Origin of the sequence: Caballeronia sp. LZ028, from assembly GCF_031451415.1 — a bacterium.
GTDB lineage: Bacteria > Pseudomonadota > Gammaproteobacteria > Burkholderiales > Burkholderiaceae > Caballeronia > Caballeronia zhejiangensis.
This window is the reverse complement of record NZ_JARUXN010000002.1, coordinates 413,564-425,333: the sequence shown is the minus strand read 5'-3', so window position 1 is coordinate 425,333 and position 11,770 is coordinate 413,564. Positions and strand designations below refer to the sequence as shown.

The following is an 11,770-nucleotide window of genomic DNA, read 5'->3' as shown; positions in this document are numbered from 1 at the left end:
GACGAGTGCGCGGAGGCTTGAATCCGGCGCGCAGCCCGAATGACTTAGGCGTATTCCTAAGGGTTAACGAGGATAACTCAAAAGAATAGTTTTTTGTGCATTGCGGCGTATCAAATTCATTGCGCCGAACGGCCTTGACTTTTTTACCGATTCCGGCTCGGCGGCACGTCGACGTGAATGAATCGTTCGTTCGCTTCGGGCTTGCCCTGATTTGCCGGAAGCCGCGTGGCCCTTAGCCTAGAACGCAAGGAAGGAGACAAGCATGAAGAAAACATTCAAGGCCGTCGTCTTTGCGCTCGTCGCGTATCTCGTCGCCGATCGCGCCATGCTCCACGCGCAGGGACGCGACCTGGCCGCGTCGTCGTGCGCGCAGAGCGCGGCGCAGATCGAATTCGACGCCCTGAGCAAGGGCTTCAGCCACGCCGCCGCGAGCAGCCAGCGCGACGCGTTCCGGTCGCAATGCCTCGTGTCGGGCCGCGCCGAGTCCGGCACGGCCGTCGCAATGCGCTGAATCGGCGTCAGTTCAGCTTCACGGTAGGCCGCACGCGCTCGCGCAGCCATTGGCTCGCGGCGTACATCAGCGCCCGCTTGACGCCCGTCAGCCCCATGATGTGCCGGCGATACAGATGCCGGTAGCACGACGCCGCGAACCATCCGTCGATGAACAGCGGCCGGCGCAGCAACTCGCTCATCAGCGCGCCCGCCGCGCTTGCGCGTCCGAAGGAGACGAGCGTGCCCTGATCGCGGTACGCGAAGAGCGGCACGGCGCGTTCGTCGAGGCGGCGCGCGAGGGCATCGGCGAGATAGACGGCCTGCTGAAACGCGGCCTGCGCGCGCGGCGGCACGAGCGCGTCGCCTTTCGCTGCGGCGCACGCGGCGCAGTCGCCCATCGCGTAGATGCCTGAGCCGGGTTCGACCTGCAAGGTTGCATCGACGATCACCTGTCCCAGCCGGTTCAGCGGCAATCCTTCCAGCGTGCGCAACACCGGCGCGCCTTCCACGCCCGCAGCCCAGATCGTGATGTCGCTTGTGAGCGTTTCGCCATCCGCGGTCGATACGGCCTGCTCGTCCACCGAACGCACGCGGCAACCCAGCCGCACTTCCACGCCGAGCTTGGCGAGCACGTCCTGAGCGCGCGTCGAAATGCGTTCGGGCAGCGCGGGCAGCACGCGCGGCGCGCCTTCCAGCAGACGAATGCGGATGTCGCTGGCCGGGTCGATCGACGCGAGGTGATACTCGCGCAGCATTTCCGCCGATCCGCGCAGCGCGGCGGCCAGTTCGACGCCCGTCGCGCCGCCGCCGATCACCGTCACCGAAACCGGCGTGCGCGCCGCGCCGGGCGTCGCCTGCCGCGCATGACTCGAACGCAGAAGGCTCGACAACAGACGCCGCCGGAACGTTTCCGCCTGCTCCACCGTTTCGAGCGTCAGCGCATGCTGCGCCGCGCCGGGAATCGAGAAGAAGTTCGTCACGCTGCCGAGCGCGAGCACGAGCGAATCGAAGGCGAGCGTTCGCTTCGGCAGGAGCGGACGTCCGTCGATATCGGTCGTCTCGTCGATGACGATCTCGCGGCGTCCACGATCGATGTTCGCGAGCGCGCCCTGCTCGAAGCGAAAGTGATTCCACTTCGCGTGCGCGGCGTAATCGATCTGATGACTCGATGCATCGATCTGTCCCGACGCGACTTCATGCAGAAGCGGCTTCCAGAAGTGCGTCGGAAAGCGGTCGATGAGGATCACCTCGGCGCGCCGCCGCTTGCCGACGCTATTGCCCAGACGCGTCGCGAGTTCCAGCCCGGCGGCGCCGCCGCCGACGATCACGATGCGATGAGGCGAATCGACCTGCCGTTGCGCGTAAGGATTCAACATCATGGCTCTCCCGGAAGTGCTGTGTGGATGCTTGACGACCTCGTTGGGAAAAATATAAGGTCCCGAAAACATATGCGCTATTTAGTATTTATCGCCGACTCATAAGTTTTCACTAATGTTAAAGACCACGACCTTCCGTCAGTTGCGCACGCTGCAGACCGTCGCGCGCGTGGGCAGCATCTCGGGCGCCGCCGATGAACTGCATCTCACGCAGCCGGCGGTCTCGTTGCAAATCTCGTTGCTCGGCGAAGCCGCGGGCACGCCGCTTTTGCGCCGCGTCGGCCGCGAAGTGCAGCTCACGGCTGCGGGCGAAGTAATGGCGCGTTACGCGAACGAAATCCTGAGCCTTTGGAACGAAGCGGGCGAAGAAGTGGCGGCGTTGCGCGGCGAACTGGGCGGCACGTTGCGCATCGGTGCGATCACGACGGCGGAATATCTCGTGCCGCCGCTGCTCGTGCGCTTCACGAAGGAGCGGCCCGGCGTGAAGCTGCAGTTTCGCATCGGCAATCGCGATGACATCGTCCGCATGCTCGCGACGAATGAAATCGATCTCGCGATCATGGGACGGCAGCCGCGCGAACTGCGCACGAGCGCCGCCGCATTCGCGAAGCATCCGATGGCGTTCGTCGCCGCGCCTTCGCATCCGCTGATGCGCGCGAAGCGCCTGCGTCTGACCGATCTCGAATCGGCGAATCTGCTCGTCAGAGAGCGCGGCTCGGGCACGCGCGTCGCGATCGAAGGGCTGTTCAAGGAAGCGGGTCTGAAGCTGCATGCCGCGTCCGAGTTATCGAGCAATGAAGCGATCAAGCAGCTCGTCGAAGCGGGACTCGGCGTGGCGTTTCTTTCGCTGCACGCGTGCGCGCTCGAAATGCAGGCGGGCTTGCTCGCGACGCTTCCCGTGCCTTCGACGCCGATCGAGCGCGCTTGGCATGTCGTGCATATGTCGGAGCGACGCCTGCCTCAGGTCGCGAATGCGTTCAGGGAATTCTTGATTCAGTCGGGAGCGGCCGTCGCGGGCCTGACTGCGCCGCCGGAAACGCACAAGCTGCGTTCGACGCGCAGAGAGAAGAAAACAGAAGTCGTTGCGGATGCAACTGGTGCCCAGGTCGGGACTCGAACCCGAACGCCTCGCGGCGCTACCCCCTCAAGATAGTGCGTCTACCAATTCCGCCACCTGGGCAAGGGGACCGAATTGTAGCGGGAAAATCGGGAAATGCGAAGGGCTTCGATCATCGCGTGCATCGTCGCGACGCTACTACAATATTCGGCAAAGCAACGGTCTCGTCCGATTCGCCTGAATAATCACATCGGTTCGCCCATACGGGAGCGTCCATGTTCGGCAACAGCTTGCGTTTCGAAGTGGGACCCGACTGGCAAGTCAACGTCGCCACCGATAGCTGGCTCATCGCGACGCTTCTCGTGATCGCCATGCTGCTGGCGATTTTCCTCGCGAGCGTCATCTGCTACTACCTGACGCGCTGGATCATGCTCGTGATCGTCAACCGGCTCGCACGCAAGGAAGGGCGCAAGTGGCTGATCGCGGCGGAGCGACATCGCGTGTTTCATCGGCTTGCGCCGCTCGTGCCTGCCGCTATCGTCTATGCCGCGGCGCCGTTGCTCACGGGGCTCACGTTTCCGGTGATCCCGGCGCTCGGCAAGCCGCTCGCCATACTCGCGGCCTGCTACATGGTCTACACGATGGTGCGCGCGGCGCTTGCATTGCGCGACAGCATCGACGAGCGCTATAGCCACTTTCCTTCGGCGAGCGAGCGGCCCATCAAGAGCTTTCTGCAGATCGCCACGATCGTCGTGTATCTCGTCGCGCTGATCGCGGTCGTTTCGCTGCTGCTCGAGCGTTCGCCCGTTTATCTGCTCACCGGTCTCTCTGCGATCACGGCGCTGCTCATCATCATTTTTCGCGACTCGCTGCTCGGCTTCGTCGCCAGCATCCAGCTCGCCGCGTACGACATGCTGCGCGTGGGCGACTGGATCGAAGTGCCCGGATATGTCGCCGATGGCATCGTGATCGATATTGCCTTGAATACGATCAAGGTGCGCAACTTCGACAACACCGTCGTCATGTTGCCCAGCCAACTGCTGCTGACGAACAGCGTGAAGAACTGGCGCGGCATGGTCGCGTCGGGCGCGCGACGCTTGCGGCATGCGATTCACTTCGACGTGGACACGATCCGCTATCCCGACGACGCGTTGCTCGCGCAATTGCACGCAGCGATAGAACAGCCGCTCGTGACCGTCGAAGGCGAGCGCCGCACGAACCTCGGTTTGTATCGGCACTATCTCAGCGGATATTTGCGCGCGCATCCGGCCGTGCGTCGCGACATGCCGCTCGTGATTCGCCACGTCCAGTCCACGACGGCGGTCGTGGCACTCGAGATCTGCGTGTTCATCGACGAGATTCGCTGGGAGCGCTACGAGGCGTTGCTATCGGACATGCTCGATCACGCTTATGGCGTCGTGCCGTTTTTCGGCCTGCGCTGCTGGCAGCGCGAGCGTTCGGTGTCCGCGCCCTCAGGAAGGTGATCGAGCCATGCTTGCGTGATCGGCGCGCTGCTTGGGCACCGTTTTCAGCGGCGCGAGCACGCGACGAGCATCCTCGAGTTCCTTCCTCATTTCGTCGATGAGCCATTGCGCCACCGCGCGCGTGCTTTCCGACGGATTCGACGAGCGATGTTCGAGCACGTAATTGCAGCCCGTTTCGATGTATCGGTCCCACGCGGGAATGACCTTGCCCTCGTTCAACGGCGCCGCGATCGCGAGCAGCCAGCCGAGCACGACGCCTTGTCCGAGCATCGCGCATTGCACGGCGAGTCCGGGATCGGTGTGATGCACCGCTTCGCCGATGCCCTTGTCGGACAGCCCCGTCGCACGATGAAAATCCGCCCAGGAAAGCGTGGTCACGTCGAGATGAATATAGGCGTGACCTTCGATGCTCGCCGGCGTATCGAGCGGGCCGAATTCGGCGCGATAGTTCGGACTACAGACAGGGACGATGATCTCCGGACAAAGAAGAAGCGGTTCCTTCTCCGAACCCGGACCATGCAGCCGGATGCCGAGGTCCGCATCTTCGAGCGGTCCGTAGAGCCGCCCGGCCATCACTTGCAAGCGCAGATTGATGGAAGGAAACGCGCGGCGAAACCCCGCATAACGCGGCAAGAGCCACAAGGCGGCGAAGCCGCTCGCGAGCGACAGCGTGACGATTTCGCCTTGCGCATGATCGCGCTTGAGTTCATCGATGGTATCGCCGATCTGCCCGAAACCCGATGCAACGGCGCGCTGCAATGTTGCGCCGCGATCGGTCAGGGTAAGCCCTAGCTTCGTGCGATCGAAGAGCCTGAAGCCGAGCGCGTCTTCGAGACGCGCCACCATGCGGCTCACGGCGACGGGCGTCACGTTGAGTTCGCCGGCCGCCTTGGTGAAGCTCAAGAGCCGCGCGGATGTTTCGAAGACGAGCAGTGCCTGAAGGGACGGAAGTCGCAGACTCATACAACACCATGTTAAGGGGCGTGCATCCATTTGTAATTTGACGGCGCATATTGACCTCCTTACCTTGAGTCCGACGCTTACTTCTTCTCGCAGGCCATGACCACTGCTTCGTCGGACCCGTTGCTTCAGCCCTTTGCCCTCAGGCATCTCGTACTCAGAAACCGTGTGATGAGCACGAGTCACGCGAGCCGTCTCACGCGTGATGAATTCCCTCAGGAGGTTTATCAACGGTATCACGAGGAAAAGGCGAAAGGGGGTATCGCGCTGACGATGTTCGGCGGCTCGTCGAACGTCAGTCTCGACAGTCCCAATACGTTCCAGCAGATCAACGTCTCGACCGATGCCGTGGTGCCGCATCTGCGGCGCTTTTCCGATCGCGTCCATACGCACGGCGCAGCGCTCATGTGCCAGATCACACATCTCGGGCGGCGCGGCGATGCATACACGGAACCGTGGCTGCCGATGATCGCGCCATCGGCCGTGCGCGAAACGCTGCATCGGGCGATGCCGCAGGCTATCCACGATGCCGACATCAAACGCGTGATCCGCGACTTCGGCCTTGCGGCGAAGCGCTGCCGCGATGGCGGTCTGGACGGCATCGAAACGCATGCGGGCGGGCATCTCATCGGCCAGTTCATGGACCCGACCGTGAACCTGCGCACCGATAAATACGGCGGTTCGACGGCGAATCGCGTGCGCTTCGCAATCGAGGTTCACGAAGAAATACGCAAGCAGGTGGGCGACGATTTCATCGTCGGCTTTCGCTTCGCGCTCGAAGACGGATGCAGCTTCGAGGAAGGGCTGGAGATGTCGCGCATCCTGCAGAGCACGGGTCTGTTCGATTTCTTCAACGTCACGTTCGGGCGCATGGACACGAAGATGTCGCTCGCGGTCAACTCGATGCCGGGCATGTTCGTGCCGTCTGCACCGTGGCTGCCCAAAGCGGCCGCGTTCAAGCGCGCGGTCGATCTGCCCGTCTTCCACGCAGCGAAGATCGCCGATCTCGCCACGGCGCGTTATGCGATACGCGAAGGTCTGCTCGACATGGTCGGCATGACGCGCGCGCATATCGCGGAGCCGCATCTCGTGAAGCTCGTCGAAGCAGGCAAGGAGGATGAAGCGAGGCCGTGCGTCGGCGCATCGTTCTGCCGCAACTATCGCGCGACGTGCATTCATAACCCGGCGACGTCGCGCGAGACGTATCTCACGCATGACATACCGGAGGCCGCGCAGAAGAAGCGCGTGCTCGTCGTCGGCGCGGGACCTGCGGGCCTCGAAGCCGCGCGCATCTGCGCGACGCGCGGCCATGACGTCACCGTGCTCGAGGCGAACTCGGAGGCGGGCGGACAGATGTTGCTCGCGGCGACGGGAAGCTGGCGGCGCGATCTTATCGGCATCGTCGACTGGCGCGTGGCGCAACTCGACAAGCTCGCTGTCGATGTGCGCTACAACCACTACGCCGAGTTGAGCGACGTGCTCGATCATGGCGCGGATGTGGTCATCGTCGCGACGGGCGGCCTGCCGAATCTGGATGCGTTGCCGGGCGGCGAGCTCTGCAAGTCCGTCTTCGATGCGCTCACCGAAACGCCGCCGCGCGAAGGCAGCGTGCTCGTCTACGACGGCACGGGCCGGCATAACGCGTATCTCTGCGCCGAGCGTTATGTCGATGCGGGCCTTGCTGTATCGCTCGCGCTCATCGACAGCGTGCCCGCGCAGGAAACCGGCGGACGCGGCGACGATCAGGTCTGGATGCGCAATATCGCGCGCTGGGATGTTCCGGTCCGCACGAACATCGAATTGATCGAAGTGAGCGCGACCGATGGCGGCAAGCGCCGCGCCGTGTTCCGTCATCATCTGACGAACGAGCTCGTCGAGATGGAAGCGGATCATGTCGTGGTCGAGCGCGGCATGCTCGCGGTCGAGGATCTCTTCGAAGCGGCGCGCATGTATTCGGCCAATGACGGCTACACCGATGTCGAAGCATTCGCGACAGGCAAGCCGCAACCCGAAGCGAAGGAACGCGAGGAAGGACAGTTCCACTTGTACCGCATCGGCGATGCCAGCGCGTCGCGCGATATCCATACGGCCATCTATGACGCCTATCGGCTTTGCATGGCGCTGTGAAGGCAGGTTGCATCTCATCCGTTGAAACGACAATGAACGAGCGAGGCTCACATGACATTGCCGAAGGACTTCGTAGTTGCCGATCCGAGCCGCCGCAAGGCGATCAAAACGCTTGCCGCGGCGGGTGCGGCGACGCTGATCTTGCCGGGCGCATCGTCGCTTGCATTCGCCGGGAACGAGCCCGCGCCGCAACGCGGCGGACGCATCCGCGTGGCGCTCGCGAATCAGTCGCTGATGGACTCGCTCGATCCCGCGAAGGGAACGCATACCGGCGATTACGCTCGCGCGTACATGTTCTATAGCGGCCTCACCGAACTGGACGCCGACTTCAAGACGCAGAACGCGCTCGCGGAGAAGCTCGAATCCGACGACTTCACGACATGGACCGTCACGCTGCGGCCCAACGTGCATTTCCACGACGGCAAGCCGCTGACATCCGACGATGTCGTGTTCTCGTTGATGCGTCACAAGGACCCGGCGACCGGCTCGAAAGCGAAATCGATAGCGGATGGCATCAGCTCGGTGAAGGCGGCGGGACCGTTGAAAGTCGAGATCACGCTGACCGAGCCGAACGTCGATCTTCCCGCGCTGCTCGCGATTCCGCATCTCGTGATTGTCGCCGCGAACACGACCGATTTTTCGAAGGGCAACGGCACGGGACCGTTCACATGCAAAGAGTTCACGCCGGCGCAACGCTGCATCGGCGCGCGCAATGCGAACTTCTGGAAGCCGGGGCGTCCGTATCTGGATGAGGTGGAGATCATCGGCATCGGCGATGATGCAGCGCGCACCAATGCGCTGCTCGCGGGCGATGTGCAGCTCATCTCGCCACTGCCCGCGCGCGATGTCGACCGCGTGAAGCAGACCGGCAAGGTGACCGTGCTCGAAAGTCCGTCGCAACTCTATTCCGATCTCGCGCTGCGGCAGGACATGCTGACGACGAAGAGCGCGGACTTCAACGAAGGCATCAAGTATCTGCATGATCGCCAGCGCATCGTGAACGTGATGTTGCGCGGACACGGCACGCTCGCGAACGATCATCCGGTGCCCGAGTGGCATCCATACTTCATGAAGGGATTGCCTCAGCGCACGTTCGATCCGGACAAGGCGCAGTTCCACTTCAAGAAGGCCGGCACGCCGGGCGCGCGTGCGGAGATCATCGCGCCGCCATCCGTCGAGACCGCGCTCGATTCCGCGATGCTGATCCAGCAGGCGGCGAAACAGGCGGGCGTCGACATCAACGTGCGCCGCGTGCCCGCCGATGGTTACTGGACGACCTACTGGATGAAGTATCCGATGACCTACGGCTCGATCCTGCCGCGCCCGACGCTCGATCTGCTGTACACGCAGTTCTTTCGCTCGAACGCGAACTGGAACGAGTCCGGCTGGAAGAACGAGCAGTTCGATCAACTGTTGATACAGGCGCGCCGCGAACGCGACGAAGCGAAGCGCAAGCAGATGTACGGCGACATGCAGACCATCGTCTACGAGAAGAACAGTCTCGTGATTCCGGCCTTCATCAACTTCATCGACGCGCAAAGCTCGAACTTGCGCGGCTTGAAGGGGACGCCGTCAGGACGCGTGATGGGCTATCGGTTCGCGGAGTTCGCGTGGCTCGCGAAGGCGTGACGATCGATTACCACACGGCCTGGCTCGTCAGCGCAAATTGCGTGAACGTCGCATCGGTGGATGGCTTGCCGTTGAGCGCCATCTGCTCGATGGTATCGACGAGCGGCAGGCCGAGTCCTTCCAGCCACGAGGAAAGGCCGTAACGCAAGGGCGTATCGATGCGCACGAACATGCCCGCGTTCAGCGCGAGCCAATAGCTGATCAGCGCTTTGGCGCGGCTCTGGTCCGCCGACTCGGGCGCGACGACCGGGCCGATCACGTGACCATCGCCGAAACGTCGGAAGAGCGCGAAGCCGATCAGTTCGCCATCGCGATCGAGTGCGATGCCGCTCGCGACATCGAGCAATTGCGGCATGAGTTCCGTGCGATCCAGCCCGCTTGCGCGCGATGCCAGCGCGGCAAGACGCGGCGTATCCTTCGCGCCGATCGGACGGAGCCGTTCGCCCGGCGGCAGCGAAACGAGCGGCGGCTGAAAGGCCGCGCCCTGATGTTGATGAATGGTGTCGATGGTTTCGAAGCCGCGTTCCACGCAAAGCGGCTTGCCTTCGTTCGATGCGTGGATCAGCAGCATGCGCGGACCGAGCTTCGCACGCAGGCGGTCGAGCAGTCCGCGCCCGATGCCGCGCCGCTGATGTTCCGGCGACACGATGAACATGCCGAGCGTCGCCGCATCCGCGCCGAACTGAAACGCGAGCGCCGTACCGACGAGCGCACCGTTCTGATCGACCGCCGCGAAGCCGCTGCCGATACGCGCCGCGAAACGCCAATCGTCCGCGCGATGCCGCCATTTCACGGACGCGGACAACGCGTGCGCTGCAGGAAGGTCGTCGAGCGTGAAAGCCCGGTATTCGACCACTTCGTTATTGTTCGAGTCAGGCACGCGGCCTCCTCAGTTTGAAGACATTTACCGTGACTTTGACACCGCGCAGCGCGCATGGCTAGGACGATCTTCCTGTCCCGCACGGCGCGAGATTCCGCCGCGTGGTGCAACGCAAAACCGCAGGTTATCGCGGCAAGAACGCGCGCGCTGTGCCGAATCGGCAATTTTGTCGGCGAAATATGCCGGCGCGCTGGCCCTACGATGGAGTCATGTCAACGCAACATGCCGAGGAGGACTCACGCATATGGACCGGTTCGATCCTGCCAGCATCGTCATCAGAAGCGGGCACTTCATCGGCGGCGAACTGATCGATGCGGGCGCGTCGCGAATCGAGGTAACGCGTCCGTCGGATGGCGTCGCGTATGCCTCGGTGCCCGTCGCCGATGACGCGATGATCGACTACGCGGTGCAGAACGCCTACAGCGCGTTCAAAAAGAGCGACTGGGCCCGCCGCGCGCCACGCGAGCGCGCACGCGTGCTGCGCAAGTTCGCCGATCTCGTCGCTGCCGACGCTGCGAATCTCGCGCCGCTCGAAGCGATCGGCTCGACGCGCCCGGTGCGCGACGCATACAACTGGGACGTGCCGTTCACCGCCGAGAGCATTCGCTTCTATGCGGAGCTTGCCGACAAGATCGGCGGCGATGTTGCGGCAACGGATCATCGACATCTCGGCATGACGATCGCGGAGCCGTATGGCGTGATCGGCGCGATTGCTCCGTGGAACTTTCCGCTCGTGATGGGCATATGGAAGACCGCGCCCGCGCTCGCGGCGGGCAACGCGGTCGTGCTGAAGCCTTCGGAGATGACGCCGTTCAGCGCGTTGCGTCTCGCCGAGCTCGCGCTCGAAGCGGGCGTGCCGCCGGGCATCTTCAACGTCGTTCAGGGCGATGGCCGCACCACCGGCGATGCGCTCGTGCGTCATCCCCGCATCGGCAAAGTGACGTTCACCGGATCGACGCACACCGGCGCCGCGATCATGGCCGCATGCGCGCAAAGCGGCACGAAGCCGGTCACGCTGGAACTGGGCGGCAAGAGCCCGCAGATCGTGTTCGCCGACGCACCGCGCATCGATGAGGTCGCACGTCGCATCGCGGGCGCGATCACGGGGAATGCGGGGCAAGTGTGCGTCGCGGGATCGAGGCTGCTCGTGCAGCGCGGCATCGCCGAAGAACTGACGGATCGCATCGCGCAAGCATTCGGCGAACTGAAAGCGGGCGCGACCTGGGCTGCGGGCACGACCTTGCCGCCGATCATTTCGGAGCCGCAGGCGCAGCGCATCGATGCGATCGTTAAGCGCAGCATCGCGAACGGCGCGACCGTGCGTTGCGGCGGAAAGCGTGCCGATGCTGCGACGCCCGGCGCGTTCTATTCGCCAACGTTGCTGTGCGACGTCACGCAGGAGAGCGACGCCGTGCGCAATGAAATCTTCGGCCCGGTGCTCACCGTGCAGTCGTTCGACACCGAAGAAGAAGCGTTGGAACTCGCAGCGCATCCGGACTACGGCCTTGCTGCGGGCGTGCATACCGCGGACATCGGTCGCGCGTTGCGCATGGTGCGCGGCATCGAAGCGGGCACGGTATGGGTGAATCGCTATGGACGTACCAGCGATTTCGTGATTCCGACGGGCGGCTACAAGCGCTCGGGCATTGGCAAGGATCTCGGACGGCAGGCTTACGAAGCGAATCTGCGCTTCAAGAGCGTGCTCATCGATACGGAAGTCTGAAGCGCACGATCGTTCCAAACGTGCGCCGCATTTTCTGCTGTG

The 11,770-nt window shown here is 63.5% G+C and carries 8 protein-coding genes, 1 tRNA gene and 1 pseudogene; 6 read left to right on the top strand and 4 right to left on the bottom strand.

Going from position 1 to position 11,770, the window contains the following annotated elements; translation table 11 throughout:
• Positions 1-262 precede the first annotated feature (262 nt).
• The gene (locus QCE58_RS16165) at positions 263-511 is read left to right on the top strand and encodes an adhesin (RefSeq protein ID WP_175981421.1); all 249 of its coding nucleotides are present in this window, start codon (positions 263-265) and stop codon (positions 509-511) included.
• Between the two features lie 7 nt (positions 512-518).
• Here QCE58_RS16165 and QCE58_RS16160 read toward each other — a convergent pair whose 3' ends face one another.
• Complete coding sequence (locus QCE58_RS16160; protein WP_250522343.1) at positions 519-1,871, bottom strand: NAD(P)/FAD-dependent oxidoreductase; 1,353 nt, start codon at positions 1,869-1,871, stop codon at positions 519-521.
• A 112-nt stretch (positions 1,872-1,983) separates the two neighbouring features.
• Between QCE58_RS16160 and QCE58_RS16155 the strand changes: the two are divergent.
• Positions 1,984-2,913, top strand: a pseudogene (locus tag QCE58_RS16155) (LysR family transcriptional regulator); the annotation flags it as partial.
• A gap of 50 nt (positions 2,914-2,963) precedes the next feature.
• Here the strand turns inward: QCE58_RS16155 and QCE58_RS16150 are convergent.
• A tRNA-Leu gene (locus QCE58_RS16150) sits at positions 2,964-3,048 on the bottom strand.
• Between the two features lie 152 nt (positions 3,049-3,200).
• Between QCE58_RS16150 and QCE58_RS16145 the strand changes: the two genes are divergently transcribed.
• Positions 3,201-4,409 carry a mechanosensitive ion channel family protein gene (locus QCE58_RS16145; RefSeq protein ID WP_034470218.1) on the top strand — a complete coding sequence of 403 codons (1,209 nt, stop codon included), beginning with the start codon at positions 3,201-3,203 and terminating at the stop codon, positions 4,407-4,409.
• Here QCE58_RS16145 and QCE58_RS16140 read toward each other — a convergent pair.
• Entirely contained in the window at positions 4,398-5,372 is a 975-nt protein-coding gene (locus QCE58_RS16140; RefSeq protein WP_250522342.1) for a LysR family transcriptional regulator, read from the bottom strand. The genes QCE58_RS16145 and QCE58_RS16140 overlap by 12 nt on opposite strands.
• Positions 5,373-5,468: 96 nt before the next feature.
• On the opposite strand from QCE58_RS16140, the gene QCE58_RS16135 reads away from it, so the two are divergent.
• A complete protein-coding gene (locus QCE58_RS16135; RefSeq protein ID WP_409014126.1) occupies positions 5,469-7,496 on the top strand; it encodes an FAD-dependent oxidoreductase in 2,028 nt (675 codons plus the stop codon).
• A 51-nt stretch (positions 7,497-7,547) separates the two neighbouring features.
• Positions 7,548-9,125 (top strand): ABC transporter substrate-binding protein, encoded by a 1,578-nt coding sequence (locus tag QCE58_RS16130; RefSeq protein WP_309779865.1) that lies wholly within the window; start codon positions 7,548-7,550, stop codon positions 9,123-9,125.
• Positions 9,126-9,132: 7 nt separating this feature from the next.
• Here the strand turns inward: QCE58_RS16130 and QCE58_RS16125 are convergent, their stop codons facing one another.
• Positions 9,133-10,005: a GNAT family N-acetyltransferase gene (locus QCE58_RS16125; protein ID WP_008346999.1), complete on the bottom strand. Its 873-nt coding sequence runs from the start codon at positions 10,003-10,005 to the stop codon at positions 9,133-9,135.
• 244 nt (positions 10,006-10,249) lie between these two features.
• Between QCE58_RS16125 and QCE58_RS16120 the strand changes: the two genes are divergently transcribed.
• A complete protein-coding gene (locus QCE58_RS16120) occupies positions 10,250-11,728 on the top strand; it encodes an aldehyde dehydrogenase (protein WP_250522340.1) in 1,479 nt (492 codons plus the stop codon).
• Positions 11,729-11,770 lie beyond the last annotated feature (42 nt).